The organism is Aeromicrobium sp., assembly GCF_049587115.1.
Classification (GTDB): domain Bacteria; phylum Actinomycetota; class Actinomycetes; order Propionibacteriales; family Nocardioidaceae; genus Aeromicrobium.
Window position 1 is genome coordinate 1 of sequence record NZ_JBAVDI010000120.1, and the last position, 21,632, is coordinate 21,632.

Sequence of the window (21,632 nt, forward strand, 5' to 3'; positions counted from 1 at the left end):
CAGGCACGGGCTTCCAGGTGACGATGGTCGTGATGGCGACCTCCCGGAAACGACCGTCCCGAAGCTCGACGGTGACGGACTGATCGTCGACCGCGACCACTCGCCCGATGACGTCGCTGAGCTCGGGTCCGCCGGAGGGACCGACACCACCCGTCTCATGCCGGACGACGATGCGCCGACCCACCGCTGAGCCGTCTAGAGTCATGGGTGAAGACTTCCATGCCGTTGGGGTGGACCTTCTGTGCGGTGGCCGTGAGCCGTTCGGGATACTGGAACCAGCTCGTCGAAGGAGAAATGCTCGTGACGTACGTGATCGCCCAGCCGTGTGTGGACCTCAAGGACCGCGCTTGTGTGGACGAGTGTCCCGTGGACTGCATCTACGAGGGCAACCGGATGCTCTACATCCAACCTGACGAGTGCGTCGACTGTGGTGCGTGCGAGCCGGTGTGCCCGGTCGAGGCGATCTTCTACGAGGACGACACCCCGCCGGAGTGGAAGGACTACTACGCCGCCAACGTCGACTTCTTCGACGACATCGGCTCGCCCGGTGGTGCAGCCAAGCTCGGCGTCATTGACAAGGACCACCCACTGATCGCCGCACTGCCTCCGCAGATCCACGAATGACCCAGCGCGGCCTTGGCCGGGTCTCGGCAAGATTCCCGGACTTCCCGTGGGACACGCTTGCGGGAGCCAAGGCGCGGGCCGCCGAGCATCCCGGCGGAATCGTCGACCTGTCGATCGGCACGCCGGTCGACCCGACCCCCGACGTGGCTCGTCAGGCCTTGGTTGACGCGGCTGACGCGCCCGGCTATCCCACGGTTCTCGGACCCGCGCCATTGCGCCAGGCGGCCGCCGACTGGTTGGAGCGCCGATTCGGAGTGCTCAGCCTCGGCGCGGAACAGGTGCTGCCGACGATCGGCTCCAAGGAGCTGATCGCGAATCTGCCGACCCAGCTGGGGCTGGGTCCGAATGCTCTGGTCGTCGTGCCGGAGCTCGCATATCCCACGTATGAGGTGGGTGCCCGCTACGCCGGCTGCGAGGTCATCGCGACCGATTCGACGCTGTCGCTGGGCCCGCGTGTCCCAGCTCTCGTCTACGTCAACTCCCCGGGCAATCCCAGCGGTCGCATCCTCGGCCCCGATCACCTGCGCAAGGTCGTGGACTGGGCGCGGGAGCGCGGCACGCTGGTCGTGTCCGACGAGTGCTATCTGGAGTTCGCATGGGAGGGGTCGCCGGTGTCAGTGCTGCATCCCGACGTCTGCGGGGGCTCCTTCGAGGGCCTGCTGGCGGTCCACTCGCTGTCCAAGCGGTCCAATCTCGCGGGCTATCGGGATGCGTTCGTGGCCGGCGACCAGACGATCGTCGACGAGCTGCTCGCGGTGCGCAAGCACCTGGGGTTCATGGTCCCGACGCCCGTGCAGGCTGCGATGGCGGCGGCACTTGCGGACGACACGCATGTGGACCGGCAGCGCAAGACCTACGCTGCTCGGCGTGCCGACCTGCGTCGCGCTTTCGAGGCGGCGGGGTTCACGATCGAGCACTCCGAGGGCGCGCTGTATCTCTGGATGACTCGTGGCGAGCCGTGTCGCGACACGATCGACTGGCTCGCTGAGCGCGGCATCCTGGCGGCGCCGGGCGACTTCTACGGCCTGGCGGGTGGCCAGCACGTCCGGGTTGCTTTCACCGCGACCGACGAGCGCGTCGCCGCTGCGGTCGACCGCCTGTCCTGACGTCCAGCTCGGACCACCCTGGCGACGCTCAGTTGGTCGAGACCCGCACGGTGTCGGAGTCGACCCCCGAGCGTGGCGTCCAGCCCTGATCGGATCCGGCGGCATCCCACTGGCGGTTGCCGAAGGTCACCGTGCTGATGCCGAGGGTGGAGGCGTTCCCGACCAGGTAGTGCGCGATCGCCCAGCCCCGCGCCTTCACGTCGGCGGGTGTGCCGCTCAACGGGTATGAGGCCTCGTCACGGTTGGTCGTGACCGCGATCTCGCCGAAGGCCTTCGTGACGTCCCGGGTGACCGCCGTGAGGCTGCCGCCACCGGTCGGATTGATCTGGCAGGTGAACTTCGCCGGGCTGTAGCCGCGCAGCGTCGACGCCAGCGCCCGGGCGTAGTCCTCGTGCTGTGCGTACGCCCCGGGAAACGCCGATCGCTGCACCTTCTGCGCCGCCTTGGTGATCTCCATCGAGCCGTATCCCTTGACCTTGACGAGCGCGTCGTAGAACGCCCCGATCGAGTAGTGGGGATCGTTGACCTGGGCGCTGGTGCCCCACCCTTGTGACGGGCGCTGCTGGAACAGTCCGAGCGAGTCGCGGTCGCCGTAGTCGATGTTGTGGATCTTGGACTCCTGGAACGCTGTCGCGATCGCGATCGTGGTGGCTCGCGGTGGCAGCCCCCGCCGCTGTGCGATGGCGGCCATCAAGGCACTCCACTGCCCCTGCTCGAGATCGATCTGCGCCCGGACCGTGCCGACCTCGGCGACGCAGAACTCGCTGCGCATCGGCGTGCGGTCGCGAAGCGTCATCGCGACCAGCGCGACAGCGGCGACCAGTCCCAACGCGACGAACCAGCGGAACCGCACGGTTAGTTGGCGTGGAGCGCGGCGTTGAGCTCGATCCCCGTGCGCTTGCCACGCGGCCGTGCTTCGATCGTGCCGGTCTGGCTGTTGGTGAGGAACAGGATGCCGTCCCGCCCGGACAGCTCGGCAGCCTTCACGACAATGCCGTCGGGCATCGTGACCTTCGAACCGGCCGTGACGTAGGTGCCTGCGGCGACCACGCAGTCGTCGCCCAGCGAGATGCCGATGCCGGCGTTTGCGCCGATGAGGCTGTTGGCTCCGACGCTGACGACCTGTTTGCCGCCGCCGGACAGGGTGCCCATGATCGAGGCGCCGCCACCGATGTCGGAGCCGTCGCCGACGACGACGCCGGCCGAGATCCGGCCCTCGACCATCGCGGTGCCGAGCGTGCCGGCGTTGAAGTTGACGAATCCCTCGTGCATCACGGTCGTGCCTTCGGCCAGGTGTGCGCCCAGACGTACCCGGTCGGCGTCGCCGATCCGGACGCCGGACGGGACGACGTAGTCGGTCATGCGTGGGAACTTGTCGATGCTTGTGACCTGGACGTGCAGTCCGGCCGCCCGCGCCCGTGCGCGAGTGGACTCGAAACCGGCGACTGCGCACGGTCCGATCGAGGTCCACACCACGTTGGTCAGCAGACCGAACAGCCCATCGAGGTTCTGGCCGTGTGGCGCCACCAGGCGGTGGGACAGCAGGTGCAGCCGCAGGTAGACGTCGTAGGGGTCGACCGGTGGTTGCTGCAGGTCGGCGATCGTCGTGTGCACCACGACGGTGCGGACCTGACGGACGTCATCGTCTCCGGCGAGCGCGGCGAGCTCGGGCGTCTCCGGCTCCTCGGCGGATGCAGGGCCCAGTCGGGGCTCGGGATACCAGACATCGAGGACCGTGCCGTCCGTCGTCAGGGTCGCGATGCCGTGGGCGTGTGCGCCGGGGTGATCCGCAGAAGTCATGCGGTCAAACCTATCGGGGCACGCCTCACGTCTTGGGCAGGCCGTCCTTGGTGCACAGGTCGCCGATCTGGTCGGTGCGGTCCGTCTTGATGCGGTCGAACATCTTGGGTGCCCGGTCGGGATCCCAGTTGACCGCAAAGTCGCGTAGCGGGACGGTGCAGTTGAGCCCCTCGCCGCCCATCGACGCGGAGAGCGCGAGAGCGAAGCGGAACAGCGCGATCGGTCCGACATCATCGCCGATCCGCAGCGAGCCGGAGGCGCCGTTGGCGACGCTCAGGTAACGCAGCGGATTGACCACGGTCCACGGCGACTTGGCCTTCGCGGCGATGGAGCCGAGCACCTCGCGCTGGCTCTGCACCCGCTGGATGTCCTGCGTGGCGTACGCGTGGCGGTTGCGCGAGTACGCCAGCGCGGTCCGGCCGTCGGCGTTCTGGCACCCCTTCTGGACGTCGAGGCCGGAGTCCTTGTCCTTGAGTCGTTGCTTGGGACAGATCTCGACTCCGCCGAGAGAGTCCACAACCTTCACCAGGCCGCCGAAGCCGACCTCGATGTAGTCGTCGACGCGGATGCCGGTGTTCTTCTCGATCGTCCGGACCAGGAGCTTGGGACCGCCGTACGCGTAGGCGGCGTTGATCTTGGTGCGGCCGTAACCGGGGATCTCGACGAGCGAGTCGCGGGGGAGTGACATCAGGAGGCTGGGCCCGCCGCCGGTGTGCAGCAGCATGATCGTGTCGGTGCGACCCCGGCCACCGCCGTCCCCACCGGTCGAGAGGTCCTTCTGCTCGGCCTTGGTCAGGCCGCGGCGGCTGTCGGAGCCGACCAGGAGGTAGGTCGTGCCAGGCTGCTCGGCAGGTCGACCGGTCGCCGGCGAGGCGTCGACCTTCTCGATCTGGCTCCAGGCCCAGATCGGAACGGCTACGAGAAACACGATCCAAGCCAGCACGAGAAGGCCGATGACCCGCCCGATGCCGCGCTTCCTGCGAGGCCTCCGCGAAGCGGGGGGTACGGACCCGGTGCCACGTCGACCCGGCGGGGGGAGGTTGGGCGGGGGGAGATCGGAGCCGGGCTGCCGGGGTGTGGGCCGGGTCGGTCGGTCCTCGCCGTACAACCACCCGTATCCGCCGTCGGGGCGCTGGTCTGACATGTGGATGACCGTACCGGACCCCGGTACGCAGCCTCGGCAGCGACCAGTGGCGCGAGCCGGGAAAATCCGAAGACTCGCGGCGCGCCCTCAACCTCAGATCGAGGGTTTGTGTGGATACTGAGAATCGCCTCAGCCTCTTCCCCATGTGAGGAAACCATGTCTGACGTTCGTTCGAGCGTGCTGGGCGGGTCTTATGCCCGTCCGGCCGACACATCGGCTCGTATCCAGTTTCGCCGCGCGCTGACCCTCACGTTCATGACCCTCCTGATGCCCGGGTCCGCCCAGCTCGTGATGGGCAACAGGCAGGTCGGCCGCATCGCCATCCGGGTGTGGCTTGGTTTTCTCGCGGTGGCTGGACTGCTGCTGTTTCTCATGCTGACCTCACGCCAGGGCATGCTTTCGCTGGTCCTGGACACCCGGCTCCTGACGATCGGTCGATGGGTACTCATCGCCGGCGCGGTCGCGTGGGTCGCCCTGCTGATCGACGCCTGGCGTCTCGGCCGACCGCTCGAGCTGGACCGGCGGCACCGCCTCTGGATGACGGGACTGAATGCAGGCCTGTGCTTCGTGACGGCCGGGACCCTGTTCTTCGCGGCGCACCTCGTCGCGGTGCAGACCTCGTTCATCGACAGCGTCTTCGTCGCCGACACGGTGTCCAAGCCGCAGGAGGGTCGCTACAACGTCCTGCTCCTGGGTGGCGACTCCGGTCCCGACCGCAGCGGCCTGCGACCCGACTCCCTGACTGTCGCGAGCATCGACCGTGACACGGGTCGGACGGTGCTCGTCGGTCTGCCCCGCAACCTGCAGGACATCCCGTTCCCGTCGGGCTCGGTGATGGACAAGCAGTTCCCGAACGGCTTCAACTGCGAGGGCTGCGAGCTCAATGGGGTCAACACGTGGGCCAACGACCACGCGGACCTGTTCAGCGAGAAGAGCCCCGGAATCAAGGCAACGATGGGTGCAGTCAAAGAGATCACCGGCCTCAAGCTCAACTACTACGCGATGGTCAACATGCACGGCTTCTCCAAGCTCGTCGACGCCGTCGGCGGCGTCCGCATGGATGTCAAGGAGCGCACCGCGATCGGGGGCATCGGCTCGCCGATCCGTGGCTGGATCGAGGCCGGCGAGCAAGATCTGACGGGGGACCAGACGCTGTGGTACTCCCGCAGCCGCGTGCAGAACGACGACTTCTCCAGGATGGGTCGGCAGAAGTGCGTGATGAACGCGATGCTGCAACAGCTCAGCCCGCAGAAGGTTCTCCTCAACGTCGAGAAGATTGCCAGCTCGAGCAAGGCGTTGCTGACGACCGACATCCCGAAGCAGGACCTCGACGTCTTCGTCGAGCTCGCTCTCAAGGCCAAGACGCAGAAGGTGTCGACGGTCTCGCTGGTCCCACCGGTGATCTACACCGGCAACCCCGACTTCGCGAAGGTCCGGCGACTCGTGGACGGTGCGATCGCCAAGGCCGAAGGGCACAGCACGGCCAAGATCGGCCTCACCCGGGCGAAGCTGAAGATGCCCGCGTCTGGCGACGAGGCAAGCGATCCCCGCAAGGCCAATCAGAGCTCGGATCTCGGCGCGTCCTGCTGAGCGGTGGCGGCATCCTGAGCGGACCCTGAGATCGCTCGAGACGATGCGAGATTTATCGCGACCGTCGGTCATACTTGATGTTTCGTCGGCCATCGGGTGAGGAACGCATGTCGCATCGCGCGAGTCTGTTGGGCCGCGGCTACCAGGACAATCACCTGGACTCGCCGCGCGTTCGCTTCCGGCGCGCCCTGCTGCTGTGCCTCATGACGATCGCGGTGCCCGGGTCGGGCCACATCGCAGCCGGCAGACGAGGTATCGGCTGGTTCGCGGTGACCGTGTGGCTCGGTGTGCTCAGCGCCGGCGGCTACCTGCTGTGGAAGGTCCGCACTGACCGCGCTCAGGTGCTGGGCTGGTTCACCGATCCGGACATGCTGCTGCTGGCGCGCGCCGGTATGGTCGTCGTGGCTGTGCTGTGGGTCGCCCTGTTTGTCGACGCATGGCGTCTGGGCTCGCCCTTCCGGCTCAACTTCGGACGCGCAGCTGTCATCACGGTGATCAATCTGACGATCATCACCGGCGTCGCGGGATCCGCGGCGTACGCCTCGCAGCTCATCCAGGTCTCTCGCGAGACGGTCAAGACGGTCTTCAAGGCCACCGCGACCTCCGCGCCGCTGAAGGGTCGCTACAACATTCTGCTGGTCGGCTCGGATGCGCGCTCCGATCGCACCGGTGTACGGCCGGACTCCCTGACGGTCGCAAGCATCGACGCTGACACCGGCAAGGTGGTCCTGGTGTCGCTTCCGCGCAACCTGCAGAACGTGCCGTTCTCGGAGGGGTCGCCGATGCGGACCGTATATCCATACGGCTTCAACTGCGTCCCGGATTGTCTGCTCAACGCGGTTCACACCACGGCGGAGAACCGCACCGACCTGTATCCCGACAGCAAGGACCCCGGTCTGGACGCCACGATCGACGCGGTGCAGGGAGTCACGAATCTCACGATCAACTACTTCGTGATGGTCAACCTCGACGGGTTCAAAGGACTGGTCGACGCAGTGGGCGGTGTGACCATGGACGTCAAGACCCGCATCGCGATGTTCGGCCATGACGACGCCTACAAGAACCTCTACATCGAGCCGGGAGAGCAGAAGCTCGACGGCCAGAAGGCGCTCTGGTACGCCCGGAGCAGGGTCCAGTCCGATGACTACACGCGCATGGGCCGACAGAAGTGTCTGATGGCCGCGATGACCGCGCAGCTCAGCCCGCAGACCGTCCTGCTCAATGCGACGGAGATCGCCAAGTCGGGCAAGGAGCTGCTCAGCACAAACATTCCTGCCAAGGAGCTTGGTCAGTTCGCCGACCTCGCGCTGAAGTCGAGGGGGCAGAAGATCCGCACGGTCTCGGTGGTCCCGCCTCGGTTCAGTCCCGTGACGCCGGACTTCCCGGCGATCCAGGCGGCGATCCAGAAGGCCATCGACAAGTCCGAGGGTGTGGCCGCCCCGAATCCCTCAGCCACTCCGGACACCTCGGGTCGCGCGTCCAACAACGCGGACGATCTCAACGCGACCTGCTAGCGCCGGTCGAGCACCTCGCTACTTGTCCTGGGCGGTGTTGTAGGCCTCGATGACCTCGTTGGGCTCGCCGTCCATGACGAGTGTGCCCTGGTCGAGCCAGATGACCCGGCTGCAGGTGTCGCGGATCGACTGCATCGAGTGGCTCACCAGGAAGACCGTTCCTGCGTTGTCGCGAATCTCCCTGATGCGCTGCTCGCTGCGCTGACGGAACTTTCGGTCACCGACGGCGAGCGCCTCGTCGACGATCAGGATGTCGTGGGTCTGCACGCTGGCGAGGGCGAACTTGAGGCGCGCCGTCATGCCCGAGGAGTACGAGCGCATTGGCAGGTCGATGAATTTCTCCAGGCCCGAGAACTTCACGATCTCCTCATAGTTCGCGTCGATCTCGTCCATCGTGAAGCCCATCGCCAGGCCTCCCAGGATGATGTTGCGTTCGCCGGACAGGTCCTTGAGCAAGGCCGCGCCGACGCCCAGCAGGCTGGGGCGCGAGGTCGCGTAGATCGCACCGCGGCTCGCTGGCGTCAGGCCCACGATCGCGCGCATCAAAGTCGACTTGCCCGAGCCGTTCGTGCCGATGACGCCGATGCTGTCCTCTTCGTACGCCGTGAACGAGACGCCGCGCAGAGCGTGGACGGTGCGCATCTGCTTGGTGCGCCCGCGCAGGGCCTTGGAGCGCCGGTCCGCTGCAGTGGGGCGCTTGCCGGTGGCGAACACCTTGTACTCGACGTGCACGTCGTCGACGATCACCACGGGCTTGCGGTCCGTTGGTGGGGTTGGTTGCAGGTTCGGCAGCTCAGTCGACACGTCCGTACCTCTCCTCGGCGCGCCAGAAGAACCAGACCCCGAAGGTGAACAGCCCGATCGACCACGCGCTCGCGAAGAGCCAGTACCGCAGGTCGAAGCCGTAGTCCGAGCCTTGCAGGAGGGCGGAGCGGGCCAGGCTGAGGAACTCGTGGATCGGCTGGATGTCGGAGATCCGCATGATCGTGGGGTGGTCACCGAAGCGCTTCTCGACGCTGAAGAAGATCCCGGTCGTGTAGAAGAAGAAGCGGGTCATGAACGGCAGGAAGTTGTTGAGGTCACGCCAGTGCACCGACAGCCGCGCTGTCACCAGGGCCAGGCCGCAGTTGAACACGAAGTACAGCCCGAAGATCGGGATGATCAGCAGCCAGTTGAGATCGGCCGCACCGAGACCACCGCTGATCAGCAGGAAGACCAACATGATCACGACGGTCGGCAGGAACTGCAGGAAGCGCTGCGTGACGGCCGCGAGCGGAAGGACCATCCGCGGGAACGACAGGCTCTGCACCAGGGCGGCGTTGTTGGTGATGGCCTTGCCGCCGCCGCTCCACGACTGGGCGAAGAACTCGAACACGAACACGCCGATGATGAGGAACTCGACGAAGTGCTCGGGACGGCTGCTGCTGCCGAGCAGGAGGCCGAAGATCAGGCCGTACACCAGAGCGTTGAGCAGCGGTTTGAGCACGACCCACAGCATGCCGAGAGAGTTTTGCTGGTTCTCCGACTCGATCTTGAAGCGTGCCATCGAGTAGATGAAGATCCGACGCTTCCAGACCTCGGCGACATAGTCGCGCAGCGGGGGCCGGCCGCCAACCTTGTGAAGGCCCAGGCGCGCCGCGTCCTCAGCGGTTGTCATCCGTGTGGTGTCCCTACTGTTCAGGCTCTCCGGGGGCGCCCGACGAACAGCCGTCGAGGCATCGTCGAGTGTAGTGGATCGCTCTAGTGGATATGGGCGCCCTCCTGCGCGCGTACCGCAGAGATCTGCTCGGCCGAGGCGGACGAGACGATCACGAGGGATCCGCCACCGAGACATGCTCCGACGATCAAGCCTGCATCGCGCCCGGTGGTGCCCGGAGTGACGAGCCGTCGGTCACTGCTCGGTGGGGCCGAGGTGAGGAGCTCGGCGTGGGTGCTGACGGACCCGGCAAGGTCCAGCGCAACCGAGTCGGGGCCGGGCAGGTCGAGCGCCATGAAGTGATCGCCGTGACCGGGTACTTCGGCGCCCAGGTCCAGGAAGCCTTCTGGCGCCACCGGGAACCGGCCGCCCAGCGGGCGCAGGGACGCAGCGACCCGGACCGACTCGTCGGCGACCAGATCGGGACCGCTGACTCCGATGTCGGCTGCGTCGTCGACGATCGCGGCACCGACCTTCCACGCCGAGAGGATCCAGACCATCGTGAGCCAATGACTCGGCAGCCCGAGGCGGATTCGGGTACCGAGGGTGGCGTCGAGGTCATCGACCAGGAAGTTGCTCGTCTTGGCGACCCAGTTGGCCATCGTGACGGTGCTGAGCTCGACCCGTTCGCCGGTGGCCATGTCGTAGAACGTCACGAGCGGCTGGGAGGGATCCGGCGAGGCGCTGAGCAGGTGGTCGAGCGTCTTCATCGGATGATCTCGCGAGCCCTCATGACGACGGTCGCGGCGTCGGCGACCACCCCAGCGGCGTCGCCCGGGTCGTCCTCGCGCTGACCCGCGACCCGGACCAGGTCGTGCGGCGCGGTCTCGGCGTGATCCACGACCAGCACCGGAAGGTCGGCCCTGATCGCGTCGCGCAGTCCAGGGACACGCAGGACCGGGTCGATCGTCAGCGTGCGGCTGCTCGGGCCCAGCACGAGGACGTCGGAGGAGCCGATCACCGCTCGAACGGCGTCGGACACCGACCACGTCTCCGCGACCAGGACCAGCTCCTTGACCTCGTGGGCGGACGGATCGGCCAGCACCTCGGCCAGGTGGATCGCGCGCTGCCCCTCGGGGGAGTCCACGACGGCGTGCAGCTCGGCCCGATCGTCGGTGGCCGGCAGGACAGTGAAGCCGAGATCGCGGCGCGCCGCGATCGCAGACGTGCTCTCGGTCAGGGTGTAGCCCGCGCCGAGCAGGTCGGTGCGGACGAGCTGGGCCGCGACAACCGCATCGCTGGAACGTTGCCAGGCGGGCAGGTAGCCGATCGCTATCGGCTCGTCGGCCACCTCGTGGGTCGCGTGGGCGGTGCCGGCAACCAGCAGCGCGTCGACATCGGGGCACACCTTGAGGCCCGTCGCCCACCGGTCGAGCATGGTGGGGGTCACGAGGACGAGCTCGTCGCCAGGTTCGAGGTGGCCCACCAGGTCGTGCGCGAAGGGTGCGCCTTCGCCGCCGACTATCACCGTGATCCGCATGTGACCCATTGTGTCGTGCCGTCCCGGGTGTCCGTCAGGCGGGCGACACGCCGGAGATTTGGTGAATCTTGCCATTCGGCTTGACTTGTGACAGGTGACAGGACTGTAATTCCATGTATGTCATTCGATCTGGGTCAGCCGCAGGAGCTCGATGAAGAACTCATGTGGCAGGAGCGCGCACTCTGCGCTCAGACAGATCCCGAGGCCTTCTTCCCCGAGAAGGGTGGATCCACGCGCGAGGCAAAACGAGTATGCCTGACGTGTGACGTCCGTGGAGAGTGCCTCGAGTACGCCCTGGCACATGATGAGCGGTTCGGCATCTGGGGCGGTCTGTCCGAGCGGGAGCGTCGCAAGCTCAAGAAACGGGCCTGAGCCGCGTTTCATCTCGTCCACTAGGCTTGATCCTCGTGGACGAGACCAGTACGACGCGCCATTGGCTCGATGATCCACCGACCGTGGGTGCGGTGCTGGTCGCCCACAACGGCGCCAGGTGGCTACCCAAGGTCCTCGCATCGTTCAGCGACATGTTCCACGCCCCCACGTCATGGCAGGTCGTGGACGTCAGCTCGACCGACGGGAGTGCTGATCTGCTCCGTGACTCGTTCGGCGCCGAGCGCATCACCTATGCCCCGTCCGGCACCGGATTCGGGGACGCCGTGCGACTCGGGCTGGAGTCGATGCCGCGGACGGACTGGATCTGGCTGTTGCACGACGATGCCTCTGTGCTGCCCGGCACGCTCTCAGGCCTGCTCGACACCGCGACCTCGGCGACCGACATCGCCGCGGTCGGCCCCAAGATCCGCGAGTGGCCCTCGCTGCGACGTCTTCTTGAGGTCGGTCTGACGATCACGGCAACGGGATCACGCGAGACCGGTCTGGAGACCGGTGAGCCCGACGCCGGCCAGCACGACCGGCCCCGTGACGTTCTTGCGGTCAACACGTCCGGCATGCTGATCCGGCGCGACGTGTGGGACGAGCTCGGCGGACTCGACCCCAACCTCCCGCTGTTCTTCGACGACATCGACCTGGGTTGGCGGGTCGCGCGGGCCGGCTACCGCACGATGACCGCACCGACCGCGGTGATGTTCCACGCCGAGGCCAGCGAGCGCGGCACCCGGTCCCGCACGGCGGGTGACGTGCCTGGGTGGGAGCCGCGTCGTGCGGCGCTCTACACGATGCTCGCGAACACCCCGATGCCACGCTTCCTGTGGCAGTACCTACGCCTGCTCTTCGGCTCCCTGCTACGAGTCGCCGCCCTGATGATCGGCAAGGATCCTGAGGCGGCCGGCGACGAGCTGCGCGCGCTTCGTTCGGTCTACCTCCATCCGCGCCGCCTCGTCGGGGCCCGGCGCCGGCGGCGGCCCTCGGTGCGACGCGATCACCGGGAGATCCAAGGATTGTTCGCGCCGTTCTGGTTGCCGTACCAGCATGGCCTCGACATCGCCCGTCACACCGTGACAGCGCTGGTCAAGCCGGAGGCGATCGAGACCGTCGGCCGCCGGTCAACGACGCTCGACCAGGCGCCGGACGAGGCAGTCGATCTCGACGACGGACCGTCCCTGTTTCGGCGCCGGCCCTGGCTGGCCGTGGTCCTCGCCCTGATCGTGCTCTCGCTCATCGCCGGACGAGCGATTCTGAGCGGCAATCTGAACGGCGGAGCCCTTCCACCGTCACCGGAGTCGGCGGGCGGATGGTGGCAGCTTGCCCTGGCAAGTCGGCAGGATGTCGGGCTGCCGACCGACGTGCTGCCACCGGCCTTCGCGTTCCCGCTCGCGATCCTGTCGACGCCGGTCTGGTTCGCCCCCGGGCTGCTGGTGACGACGCTCCTGGTCTTCGCCGTCCCGCTGGCCGCACTGACCGCGCACCGCTTCGGACGCCAGATCAGCGCGCATCGGATCCCGCGCATCGTCTGGGCCATCTCCTACGCGCTGTGTGGCGTGGCGGTGGGAGCGGTGAACGAGGGTCGGATCGGGACTGTCGTGGCCATGGTCCTGCTGCCGATCATTGCCAACACCGCCTGGCAGCTCGCAGAGAAACCCGGCTGGCAGCTCGCTCTGCGCCTCGGAGTCTGGGTCGCGCTGGCCTCAGCGTTCGCGCCGATCGTCCTCGTGCTGAGCCTGGGCGGGCTGCTGGTGCTGTGGTACGCCGAGGGCCGGTGGGTCCGGCGTCAGCTGGCGCTCGCCGCCGCCGTGCCACTCGTCCTGCTCGGTCCGTGGCTTGCTCAACGGGCGCTTCGGCCATGGCGTGTCTGGTGGGAGGCTGGCTACCCGCTGCCCGGCTCGGCAACGATTCGGGACGTCGTGCTGGGTCGCGCCGGCGCGACCCAGGCGGCGCCGGAGTGGCTGACCGTGGGCCTGCTGGTCCTGGCGCTCCTCGCGTTGATCCCACGCCGCACGCGGAGCGGAGTGATCATCTCCTGGCTGGTCGCGCTGCTGGGGCTCGCAGCCGCGCTGGCCGGGACCCTCGTGACGTATTCCACCCAAGCCGGCCCCGCAGACATCACGCCGTGGGTAGGCGTGCCGGCCATCGTGTGGTCCGGCGGCCTGCTCACCGCCGTCCTGCTCGCGGTGCCTACGGCGATGTCATGGCCGCGCCCGGCACTCGCCACGGCGATCGTGGTGGCCCTCGTCCTGCCGATCGGCACCGGAGCGTGGTGGCTGGTCCGAGGCCTCGACGACCCGGTCGGCGACGGCCGTCCCACGGTTGTGCCTGTCTTCCTTGCCGAGCGTGCGGGTGACACGCTGCTCCTGACCGGAAGCATCGCCAATGGTGTCGACTACCGGGTCGTGGCGGCGGACGGACCGTTCCTGGGGCAGGAAGCCGTGATCACGACTGCCTCGGAGTCGGCGGTGCTCACCGCCGTGACCCGCCGAATCCTGGCGCAGGCCACATCGGCCGACATCGAAGCGCTCAGCGGGTTTGGGATCGACGCGATCTACGCACCCGACGTGGATCCCGAGCTGGCGCGTCGTATCGACGCCGCCCCGAAGCTCGAGGCTTCGGGCAGCGACCAGCCCGGCTCCCGCGTCTGGACCCTTGCCGCAGAACCCGACCTCACGTCAGCGGCACCCTCGGTGTGGCATCGGATCGTCGTGGTGCTGCAGGCATTGGTTTGGGTCGTAGCCATCGTGATGACTGCACCGATCCGCAGGCGGGCTGATCCTGACGTCTCGGTCGACGGCGAGACCGAGGAGATCACATGAGCAAGTGCCGCGCCCTGCTGATCCCGGTGGCGGCCATCGGGCTCGTGGTGCTGGCGATGATCGCTCCCTCTCGGTCAGGCTCGAATCTGCCGCCGTCCCGTGTCACCGTGACCGAGTCCGCGTACGCGTGCCCTGCCGGCTCGGCGGTCACGGTGGCCGCCGGGCAGATCCGTCCCGGTACGCGCACCAGGGCGACGGTGTCACCGGACCGCACCCGGGCCCGGGGGTTGGAGGATCCGACGATTTGGCGGACCTCGGTCGTCGACGGGCCGGGAGTTCTGGTTCAGCAGCGCGGACGCGGCTCTGGCGCCGTGGGGTTCTTCGCCGGCACGGCCCCCAAGGGGAACGGAGGCGGGCTGGTGGTCGGTTCCTGCCCCGGTGTCGTCGACGACGCATGGCTGATGGGCCTCGGTTCCGGAGGAAAGCACTTCTCGACCTTGATCCTGACGAACCTCGCCGATTCTCCGGCCGCGGTCGACCTGACGCTGTGGGGCCCCAAGGGCGAAATCGACGCCATCGGCTCGGAGGGCATCGTGGTCGAACCGTCCTCGGTCCGCAGGATCAGGCTCGACGAGCTGGCCGCAGGCGAGTCCGAGCTCGCGATGCATCTCGTCCGTCGGCGGGGCTCGTTGTCGGCAGTGGTGAACGACTTTGCGACGGGGGTCTTCCGAGGCACCGAGCCCGCTTCCGCGACGCTGTCGCCGCGTCGCGTTCAGGTCGTCGGGGGAGTCGCCAAGGGTGCCGCTGGTCGCACGCTCCTGCTGCTCAATCCCGGCACCGTCACGGCGCGGGTCGACGTGCGGGTCATCGGGCCCAAGAACACCTTCACACCATCGGGTCTGGACAAGATCAAGGTTCCAGCCGGCTCGACCCGCTCGATCGTGGTGCCGAAGTCGGCTGGTTCGGGTTCGCAAGCGCTGCGGTTGATCTCCGATCACCCGGTGTCGGCCGCTGTCCGCATGTCACCGGGCACCAAGGACTACGCCTACGCCGAGGCATCACTGCCGCTCGCGGGTCCGGCGATCGTGCCGATCGCGGTGGGACCGAAGATCGGCGTGCCGCGGTTGGTCCTGACTGCGCCCGGCAGCACCGCGAAGGCAGACGTGGAGGCGTTCGACGCCCGTATGCAGCCGCTCACGACGAGCTCGGTCACGATCAAGGGCGGCACCACGACCTATTTCGCGCTCGACGCCCAGGACGCCGCATATTTCGTCGTACGCCCCCGCGGCAAGGTCATCGCCGCGGCGACGTATGCCAAGGGTGACGGGATCAGCTCGCTTGCCCTCTCGTCGGCACCGGTGACGGTGCTCGGCCCACAGGTCCGTCCCATCTCCTGACCTCGTCAGTGGGGCCGGGGGTCCAGATGGTCCGGCGAGATGTGCCACAGCTCGGAGAGCCGGTCCAGGACAACGGTCCACACCAGATCTTCGAGCTCGTCCCGGCCAGCGCAGCGCTGGGTGATCGGGATGCGGAAGAGGACGACGCGGGATCCTCCGGCGCCCGCCGAGACGACGCTCAGCGGCACGTCGTCGGTCCACTCCGGAGGCAGCAACGGAGCTTCTTCGACGACGATCTCCACGTGGTCCGGCTCGACCGCGAAGTGCGGCTCAAGAGCCGCGATCACATCACCGACCAGGAGATCGAAGGTCGCACGGGTGGAGCGATGCACCGGCACGCTGCCCGGCGAGAGCGGACCAGGCAGAGCGATCGGACCGCGTGGCCCCCGGCCGCGCCGATCGCGCATCCGCCCGGGTCGCTGACCGCTCACGACACCACCGAGATGATCCATGCGGTGAGCCTAACGCGCCCGGCCGGGCGGTCCGGCTACCCTCACCACGTGGGTGTGGTGAGACGGTGCACGCGCTCGGCGTGCGCGCAGACGGCAGTGGCGACGCTGACCTATGTCTACTCTGACCAGACCGCCGTCCTGGGACCACTCGCGACCTACGCCGAGCCGCACACCTATGACCTGTGCGCCGAGCACACCCAACGCATGTCCGCACCGCAGGGCTGGAACGTGCTGCGGCTCGCTCCTGATCCGCACGCGGCGGAGCCGAGCCGGGATGATCTGCTCGCGCTCGCTGACGCCGTCCGAGAAGCAGGCCGCCCACCTGCACCGGTGCCCGATGGTCCCCCCGCACTTCGACTCGTGAGGCCTGAATCTTGATTGACCCCCGTCTGGCGGAGGTGGTCAAGGCGTACGACGTGCGTGGCCGCTCGCCCGAACAGCTCGACCCTGTCCTGACTCGTGCACTCGGTGAGGCGTTCGCCCTCGAGACCGGCGTCGACGCAGGCCGAGGCACCGTCGTGATCGGTCACGACATGCGCGACACGTCGCCGAGCCTGGTCGCGGCGTTCTCCGACGGGGTCCGCGCGCAGGGCGGCAACGTGATCGGAATCGGGCTGGCCTCGACCGACCTGCTGTACTTCGCTTCGGGCGACCTCGACCTGCCCGGCGCCATGATCACTGCAAGCCACAACCCGGCGGAGTACAACGGCATCAAGCTGTGCCGCGCCGGCGCGAGGCCGATCGGCTTCGACACCGGCCTGTCGGCCATCGCAGAGCAGGCGACGACGTTCCTGGCCCGCACCGAGCTTCCCGAGCCGACCGGATCCTATGCCGAGCTCGACGCGCTCAGCCGTTACGCCGCCTACCTGCACCAGATCGTGCCGGTGCCCGTGGGCCGCCGGCTCGCCGTCGTCGCAGACGCCGGCAACGGCATGGCCGGTCACACTGTGCCGTCGGTGTTTGCGACGCTGGACGTCGAGCTGACGCCGATGTACTTCGAGCTCGACGGCACGTTCCCGAATCACGACGCCAATCCACTCGACCACTCGACGCTGGTCGACCTGCAGGCCAAGGTGCGCGAGATCGGTGCCGACATCGGCCTGGCGTTCGACGGCGACGCCGACCGCTGCTTCGTGGTGGACGAGAGGGGTGAGGTCGTCTCACCCTCGGCGATCACGGCTCTGATTGCCTCCCGCGCGCTGCTGAAGTCACCGGGTGCCACGATCCTGCACAACGTCATCACCTCCCGGGCCGTCCCCGAGATCATCGCGGAGAACGGCGGGACTGCGGTGCGTACGCCGGTCGGCCACTCGCTGATCAAGGCCGAGATGGCTCGCACGGGCGCGGTGTTCGGTGGCGAGCACTCGGGGCACTTCTACTTCAAGGACTTCTTCCTCGCAGACTCCGGCATGATCGCGGCCCTGCACGTCATGGCAGCGCTGGCCGAGACCACCGGAACGGTTTCCGAGCTCATGTCTCAGTACGAGCGCTACGTCTCCTCCGGCGAGATCAACAGCACCGTGGCAGATGCCCCGGCCGTGCTGGCCGAGCTGACCCACGCCTACGCGGACCTGCCGCAGGACATGCTCGACGGGCTGACCGTCACGGGTGACACCTGGTGGTTCAATGTGCGCGCCTCCAACACCGAGCCGTTGTTGCGGCTCAACGTCGAAGGAGATGACGACAGGACGATGGCAGCGGTACGCGACGAGGTCCTCGCAGTCATCCGCGCGTGAGGGACGTGTCCGGGTGCAGGTCGGGCCCGCCGGGAGCATGGCAAGACGTGGCGGGCCATCGGCCACTACGATGAGCCACATGAATCTGGACCCCGCCCTGCTTGAGATCCTCGTGTGTCCACAGTGCCGAGCAACCCTGGCCGTCGACGACCAGGCCAGCGAGCTGGTCTGCAGCGCCTGCGCCCTGGCCTATCCCGTCCGTCGCGACATCCCGGTGATGCTCGTCGACGAGGCCCGCTCGATTCGTTGACGATGAGGCGAGACTGATGGCAACTGAAGGCAACACCAAGGCCGTCCTTGCGGCACTGCTGGCGAACACGGGTATCGCGGTGACGAAGTTCATCGCCTTCCTGCTGACCGGCTTCTCCTCGATGCTGGCCGAGTCGATCCACTCTCTCGCCGACGCCGGCAACCAGGTTCTCCTGTTGGTGGGCGCGAAGCGATCGAAGCGGGAGGCGACCGAGGAGCACCCGTTCGGTTTCGGTCGGGAGCGTTACATCTACGCCTTCGTCGTGTCGATCGTGCTGTTCAGCGTCGGGGGGCTGTTCGCCCTCTACGAGGCGTACCACAAGTTCCACGAGCTTCAGGGTGGCCACGGAGGCAGCCTCGACAGCAAGTGGCGGTACGTCCCGCTGATCGTGCTGGCCATCGCGATCGTGCTGGAGTCACTGTCGTTCCGCACCGCGATCATCGAGGGCAATAAGGTGCGCGATGACAAGTCCTGGTGGCAGTTCATCCAACGGGCGAAGTCGCCCGAGCTTCCGGTCATCCTGCTGGAGGACTTTGCGGCGCTGACGGGTCTGGTGGCGGCCTTCCTCGCGGTGAGCCTGTCGCTGGTCACCGGCAACGCGTACTTCGACGTCGCGGGCACGGCCTTCATCGGTGTCCTGTTGATCGTCGTCGCGATCGTTCTCGCGATCGAGGTCAAGAGCCTGCTGATCGGCGAGGCGGCATCCCGCGACTCGATCGCCAAGATGCGTGCGGCGATCGAGTCCACGTCCGGCGTCACCGGGATCATCCACATGAAGACGCTGCACATCGCTCCCGAGGAGCTGCTGGTCGCGGCCAAGATCGGTATCGCCGCCGAAGCGTCGGGAACCGACATCGCCGACATCATCGACGCGGCGGAGCGAGCGACCAGGACCGCCGAGCCGATGGCCGAGATGATCTACCTGGAGCCGGATGTCCTCCGGGCCGGCGGGGTGTCCGAGGAGCAGCCGGCAGCGCCCGACGCTGCCAGCCACTGAGTGCCACGTGCGAACGGTCCCGCACCCCGATGCAGGACCGTTCCCATTCCGGTTCGGGAGTCAAACGACGGGAGGGGTCGACACGGGATCCAGCCGGTCGACGACCTCCGGATGACCGGCATCAGCCAGATAGTCGGTCGGGTGAGTGTCATCGACACCCGCGTCGACCGAGAGTGCCCGGCACACATACGTGCCGAGGTCCGCGACGATCAGGTTGAGCACGAGTGCCGTGATGCCGAAGTAGATCAGGTTGCGCTGACCGAGATGCCGAACACCTCGAGCGGACCGCGTCTGGAGGCGTGTGTTCTGGCATGGGTGATTCCACCGAATCGGTTGCGGCGTGACACCTGTCACAGCCCATCGGGCACCGTACGCTCAGCGGGCTGCCTCCGAAGCCGGGCGCGGATGGATTCTCCGAGTCGGTTCGGTGCGATCTCATGGCCGCCGGTAGACTGACGAGCATGGATTACAACGTCGCAGACCTGTCCCTCGCGGAGTATGGTCGCAAAGAAATCGACCTCGCCGAGCACGAGATGCCGGGCCTGGTGGCCATGCGCGAGCGTTACGGCAAGAGCAAGCCGCTCGCCGGCGCCCGCATCGCCGGCTCGCTGCACATGACGATTCAGACCGCTGTGCTGATCGAGACCCTCGTGGATCTCGGCGCAGACGTCCGCTGGGCGACGTGCAACATCTTCTCGACCCAGGACCACGCTGCGGCTGCGGTCGTCGTCGGCCGGGACGGAACGGTCGAGGAGCCCAAGGGCACGCCCGTCTTCGCTTGGAAGGGCGAGTCGCTCGCCGAGTACTGGGATGAGGCCGAGAAGGTCTTCGACTTCGCCGAAGGCGGCCCCAACGTGCTCCTCGACGATGGTGGCGACATCACGATGCTGCTGCATCTCGGTGTCGAGTTCGAGAAGACCGGCGTCGTGCCGTCCCAGGACAGCACCGACAACGAGGAGTTCAAGGAGGTTCTGCGCGTGCTGGCCCGTTCGGTCGAGGCGCGGCCGCAGCACTGGACGAACATCTCAAAGGACATCAAGGGCGTGTCCGAGGAGACCACGACCGGCGTGCTTCGCTTGTACGACCGGTTCCGCGAGGGCACGCTGCTCTTCCCGGCGATCAACGTCAACGACTCGGTCACCAAGAGCAAGTTCGACAACAAGTATGGTTGCCGCCACTCGCTGATCGACGGTCTGAACCGTGCGACCGACGTCATGATCGGTGGCAAGGTCGCCGTCGTGTGCGGCTACGGCGACGTCGGCAAGGGCTCGGCGGAGTCGCTGCGCGGCCAGGGCGCTCGCGTCATCGTGACCGAGATCGATCCCATCTGCGCCCTGCAGGCCGCGATGGACGGCTATGAGGTCAAGCGACTGGAGTCGGTCGTCGAGACCGCTGACATCTTCATCACCACGACCGGCAACTTCGACATCATCACGGTCGAGGACTTCCAGAAGATGAAGCACCAGGCGATCGTCGGCAACATCGGCCACTTCGACAACGAGATCAACATGGCCGGACTTGCGAAGATCCCCGGCATCGTCAAGGACGAGATCAAGCCTCAGGTTCACCAGTGGATCTTCGAGGACGGCAAGAAGGTCATCGTGCTGTCCGAGGGTCGCCTGCTCAACCTGGGCAATGCCACGGGCCACCCCTCGTTCGTGATGTCCAACTCGTTCACGAACCAGGTCCTCGCGCAGATCGAGCTCTTCACCAAGGCCGACCAGTACGAGCTGGGCGTCCATGTCCTGCCGAAGCACCTCGACGAGGAGGTTGCTCGTCTGCACCTCGATGCCCTCGGCGTCGAGCTCACCGAGCTCACCAAGGAGCAGGCCGCCTACCTCGGAGTGGACGTCGCCGGGCCCTACAAGTCGGACCACTACCGCTACTGAGCAGGTAGCGTCACCGCATGAATCTCGTACCGAACAGCACCACCGCAGCCGGGCCTGACCCGCTGCGGTGGTTGCTGTTTGTCCCGACGGAAGGGTGCCGCCGGTGAGCTATCGACGCACCAAACGCGATCGGGTCCTTGTTGTCGACGACGACGCCTCGCTCGCCGAGATGCTCACCATCGTGCTCGAGGGTGAAGGGCTGACGGCTGCGGTGTGCCGTTCGGGCGACCGGGTGATGGCAGCGTTCACCCAGTTCAAGCCTGACGTCGTGCTGTTGGACCTGATGCTCCCGGGCCTGGACGGCATGAGCGTGTGCCGTCAGATCCGGGAGAAGTCAGCGGTGCCGATCATCATGCTGACCGCCAAGTCGGACACCCCTGACGTGGTGGCCGGCCTCGAGGCCGGGGCGGACGACTACCTCACCAAGCCGTTCAAGAACACCGAGCTCGTGGCCCGCATCCGCGCCCGGCTCCGGCGATCGGATCAGCTCGCCGACCCGCTGGAGTTCGGTGACATCGTGCTCGATCCGGCCGGGCACACCGTGTCGCGCAAGGGCGAGCCGCTCGAGCTCACCCCCCTGGAATTCGATCTGCTCGCCTGTCTGCTGGGCGACCCCTCGCAGGTGTTCACCCGTGAGTCCCTCCTGCAGAAGGTGTGGGGCTACCACCACCCCGGCGACACCAAGCTCGTCAACGTCCACATGACTCGGCTCCGGTCGAAGATCGAGGACGATGCCGAGAATCCGCAGATCATTCGCACCGTGCGCGGCGTCGGATATCAGGCGATCACCCCGACGCCATGACCCCGCGACCTC

23 protein-coding genes are annotated in these 21,632 nt (G+C 67.2%); 13 read left to right on the forward strand and 10 right to left on the reverse strand.

What is annotated here, in order from left to right:
* A partial coding sequence (locus WB461_RS10865) for a hypothetical protein (RefSeq protein WP_423852749.1) occupies positions 1-205 on the reverse strand: 205 nt, incomplete at its 3' end.
* 95 nt (positions 206-300) lie between these two features.
* Here WB461_RS10865 and fdxA point away from each other — a divergent pair.
* Positions 301-624, forward strand: a complete 324-nt coding sequence (gene fdxA, locus WB461_RS10870; RefSeq protein ID WP_423852793.1) for a ferredoxin — start codon at positions 301-303, stop codon at positions 622-624.
* On the forward strand, positions 621-1,730 hold the full coding sequence (dapC, locus tag WB461_RS10875; protein WP_423852750.1) for a succinyldiaminopimelate transaminase: 1,110 nt from the start codon (positions 621-623) through the stop codon (positions 1,728-1,730). The genes fdxA and dapC overlap by 4 nt, the downstream gene beginning before the upstream one ends.
* A 28-nt stretch (positions 1,731-1,758) precedes the next feature.
* Here the strand turns inward: dapC and WB461_RS10880 are convergent, their stop codons facing one another.
* The 3 genes from WB461_RS10880 to WB461_RS10890 are packed head-to-tail and all read right to left on the reverse strand — an operon-like array spanning position 1,759 to position 4,674.
* Positions 1,759-2,583, reverse strand: coding sequence for a hypothetical protein (locus WB461_RS10880; RefSeq protein ID WP_423852751.1), 825 nt, complete (start codon positions 2,581-2,583; stop codon positions 1,759-1,761).
* Between the two features lie 2 nt (positions 2,584-2,585).
* Positions 2,586-3,530, reverse strand: a complete 945-nt coding sequence (dapD, locus tag WB461_RS10885; RefSeq protein WP_423852752.1) for a 2,3,4,5-tetrahydropyridine-2,6-dicarboxylate N-succinyltransferase — start codon at positions 3,528-3,530, stop codon at positions 2,586-2,588.
* Between the two features lie 25 nt (positions 3,531-3,555).
* A complete protein-coding gene (locus tag WB461_RS10890) occupies positions 3,556-4,674 on the reverse strand; it encodes an LCP family protein (protein ID WP_423852753.1) in 1,119 nt (372 codons plus the stop codon).
* Between the two features lie 156 nt (positions 4,675-4,830).
* On the opposite strand from WB461_RS10890, the gene WB461_RS10895 reads away from it, so the two are divergent.
* Positions 4,831-6,264, forward strand: a complete 1,434-nt coding sequence (locus WB461_RS10895; protein ID WP_423852754.1) for an LCP family protein — start codon at positions 4,831-4,833, stop codon at positions 6,262-6,264.
* 107 nt (positions 6,265-6,371) lie between these two features.
* A complete protein-coding gene (locus WB461_RS10900) occupies positions 6,372-7,778 on the forward strand; it encodes an LCP family protein (protein ID WP_423852755.1) in 1,407 nt (468 codons plus the stop codon).
* Positions 7,779-7,796: 18 nt separating this feature from the next.
* Here the strand turns inward: WB461_RS10900 and WB461_RS10905 are convergent, their stop codons facing one another.
* The 4 genes from WB461_RS10905 to WB461_RS10920 form a co-directional block, all read right to left on the reverse strand.
* Positions 7,797-8,582: an ABC transporter ATP-binding protein gene (locus WB461_RS10905; protein ID WP_423852756.1), complete on the reverse strand. Its 786-nt coding sequence runs from the start codon at positions 8,580-8,582 to the stop codon at positions 7,797-7,799.
* Positions 8,572-9,435: an ABC transporter permease gene (locus tag WB461_RS10910; RefSeq protein WP_423852757.1), complete on the reverse strand. Its 864-nt coding sequence runs from the start codon at positions 9,433-9,435 to the stop codon at positions 8,572-8,574. Before WB461_RS10910 ends, WB461_RS10905 begins: the two co-directional genes overlap by 11 nt.
* An 83-nt stretch (positions 9,436-9,518) precedes the next feature.
* Positions 9,519-10,184 (reverse strand): TIGR03089 family protein, encoded by a 666-nt coding sequence (locus tag WB461_RS10915; protein ID WP_423852758.1) that lies wholly within the window; start codon positions 10,182-10,184, stop codon positions 9,519-9,521.
* Positions 10,181-10,954, reverse strand: a complete 774-nt coding sequence (locus WB461_RS10920; protein ID WP_423852759.1) for a 2-phospho-L-lactate transferase CofD family protein — start codon at positions 10,952-10,954, stop codon at positions 10,181-10,183. The genes WB461_RS10915 and WB461_RS10920 overlap by 4 nt, the downstream gene beginning before the upstream one ends.
* Before the next feature lie 117 nt (positions 10,955-11,071).
* On the opposite strand from WB461_RS10920, the gene WB461_RS10925 reads away from it, so the two are divergent.
* Genes WB461_RS10925 through WB461_RS10935 form a run of 3 tightly spaced genes read left to right on the forward strand, consistent with a single transcriptional unit; the run spans position 11,072 to position 15,494 of the window.
* Complete coding sequence (locus WB461_RS10925; RefSeq protein ID WP_118396070.1) at positions 11,072-11,326, forward strand: WhiB family transcriptional regulator; 255 nt, start codon at positions 11,072-11,074, stop codon at positions 11,324-11,326.
* Between the two features lie 35 nt (positions 11,327-11,361).
* Entirely contained in the window at positions 11,362-14,157 is a 2,796-nt protein-coding gene (locus WB461_RS10930; protein WP_423852760.1) for a glycosyltransferase family 2 protein, read from the forward strand.
* Entirely contained in the window at positions 14,154-15,494 is a 1,341-nt protein-coding gene (locus WB461_RS10935) for a DUF5719 family protein (RefSeq protein ID WP_423852761.1), read from the forward strand. The genes WB461_RS10930 and WB461_RS10935 overlap by 4 nt, the downstream gene beginning before the upstream one ends.
* A gap of 5 nt (positions 15,495-15,499) precedes the next feature.
* Here WB461_RS10935 and WB461_RS10940 read toward each other — a convergent pair whose 3' ends face one another.
* Positions 15,500-15,946, reverse strand: a complete 447-nt coding sequence (locus WB461_RS10940; protein WP_423852762.1) for a metallopeptidase family protein — start codon at positions 15,944-15,946, stop codon at positions 15,500-15,502.
* A 48-nt stretch (positions 15,947-15,994) separates the two neighbouring features.
* On the opposite strand from WB461_RS10940, the gene WB461_RS10945 reads away from it, so the two are divergent.
* The 4 genes from WB461_RS10945 to WB461_RS10960 all read left to right on the forward strand — a co-directional run bounded on the left by WB461_RS10945 (position 15,995) and on the right by WB461_RS10960 (position 18,929).
* Positions 15,995-16,324, forward strand: coding sequence for a DUF3499 domain-containing protein (locus tag WB461_RS10945; protein ID WP_423852763.1), 330 nt, complete (start codon positions 15,995-15,997; stop codon positions 16,322-16,324).
* Positions 16,321-17,682, forward strand: a complete 1,362-nt coding sequence (locus tag WB461_RS10950; RefSeq protein WP_423852764.1) for a phosphomannomutase/phosphoglucomutase — start codon at positions 16,321-16,323, stop codon at positions 17,680-17,682. The genes WB461_RS10945 and WB461_RS10950 overlap by 4 nt, the downstream gene beginning before the upstream one ends.
* Positions 17,683-17,761: 79 nt before the next feature.
* Positions 17,762-17,932 (forward strand): Trm112 family protein, encoded by a 171-nt coding sequence (locus WB461_RS10955; protein WP_423852765.1) that lies wholly within the window; start codon positions 17,762-17,764, stop codon positions 17,930-17,932.
* Positions 17,933-17,948: 16 nt separating this feature from the next.
* The gene (locus tag WB461_RS10960) at positions 17,949-18,929 is read left to right on the forward strand and encodes a cation diffusion facilitator family transporter (protein WP_423852766.1); all 981 of its coding nucleotides are present in this window, start codon (positions 17,949-17,951) and stop codon (positions 18,927-18,929) included.
* A gap of 60 nt (positions 18,930-18,989) precedes the next feature.
* Here WB461_RS10960 and WB461_RS10965 read toward each other — a convergent pair whose 3' ends face one another.
* Positions 18,990-19,283 (reverse strand): hypothetical protein, encoded by a 294-nt coding sequence (locus tag WB461_RS10965; RefSeq protein WP_423852767.1) that lies wholly within the window; start codon positions 19,281-19,283, stop codon positions 18,990-18,992.
* A gap of 107 nt (positions 19,284-19,390) precedes the next feature.
* Between WB461_RS10965 and ahcY the strand changes: the two genes are divergently transcribed.
* Both ahcY and mtrA read left to right on the forward strand, forming a co-directional pair.
* Complete coding sequence (ahcY, locus tag WB461_RS10970) at positions 19,391-20,818, forward strand: adenosylhomocysteinase (RefSeq protein ID WP_423852768.1); 1,428 nt, start codon at positions 19,391-19,393, stop codon at positions 20,816-20,818.
* A 103-nt stretch (positions 20,819-20,921) separates the two neighbouring features.
* The gene (mtrA, locus tag WB461_RS10975) at positions 20,922-21,620 is read left to right on the forward strand and encodes an MtrAB system response regulator MtrA (RefSeq protein WP_423852769.1); all 699 of its coding nucleotides are present in this window, start codon (positions 20,922-20,924) and stop codon (positions 21,618-21,620) included.
* The last annotated feature ends 12 nt before the right edge of the window (positions 21,621-21,632 follow it).

Excerpts from the sequence above, each read along its gene's own strand:
- dapC (WP_423852750.1), top strand. The coding sequence starts at position 621 with ATGACCCAGCGCGGCCTTGGCCGGGTCTCGGCAAGATTCCCGGACTTC.
- dapD (WP_423852752.1), bottom strand. The coding sequence starts at position 3,530 with ATGACTTCTGCGGATCACCCCGGCGCACACGCCCACGGCATCGCGACC.
- WB461_RS10890 (WP_423852753.1), bottom strand. The coding sequence starts at position 4,674 with ATGTCAGACCAGCGCCCCGACGGCGGATACGGGTGGTTGTACGGCGAG.
- WB461_RS10895 (WP_423852754.1), top strand. The coding sequence starts at position 4,831 with ATGTCTGACGTTCGTTCGAGCGTGCTGGGCGGGTCTTATGCCCGTCCG.
- WB461_RS10900 (WP_423852755.1), top strand. The coding sequence starts at position 6,372 with ATGTCGCATCGCGCGAGTCTGTTGGGCCGCGGCTACCAGGACAATCAC.
- WB461_RS10910 (WP_423852757.1), bottom strand. The coding sequence starts at position 9,435 with ATGACAACCGCTGAGGACGCGGCGCGCCTGGGCCTTCACAAGGTTGGC.
- WB461_RS10915 (WP_423852758.1), bottom strand. The coding sequence starts at position 10,184 with ATGAAGACGCTCGACCACCTGCTCAGCGCCTCGCCGGATCCCTCCCAG.
- WB461_RS10920 (WP_423852759.1), bottom strand. The coding sequence starts at position 10,954 with ATGCGGATCACGGTGATAGTCGGCGGCGAAGGCGCACCCTTCGCGCAC.
- WB461_RS10925 (WP_118396070.1), top strand. The coding sequence starts at position 11,072 with ATGTCATTCGATCTGGGTCAGCCGCAGGAGCTCGATGAAGAACTCATG.
- WB461_RS10935 (WP_423852761.1), top strand. The coding sequence starts at position 14,154 with ATGAGCAAGTGCCGCGCCCTGCTGATCCCGGTGGCGGCCATCGGGCTC.
- WB461_RS10940 (WP_423852762.1), bottom strand. The coding sequence starts at position 15,946 with ATGGATCATCTCGGTGGTGTCGTGAGCGGTCAGCGACCCGGGCGGATG.
- WB461_RS10955 (WP_423852765.1), top strand. The coding sequence starts at position 17,762 with ATGAATCTGGACCCCGCCCTGCTTGAGATCCTCGTGTGTCCACAGTGC.
- WB461_RS10960 (WP_423852766.1), top strand. The coding sequence starts at position 17,949 with ATGGCAACTGAAGGCAACACCAAGGCCGTCCTTGCGGCACTGCTGGCG.
- ahcY (WP_423852768.1), top strand. The coding sequence starts at position 19,391 with ATGGATTACAACGTCGCAGACCTGTCCCTCGCGGAGTATGGTCGCAAA.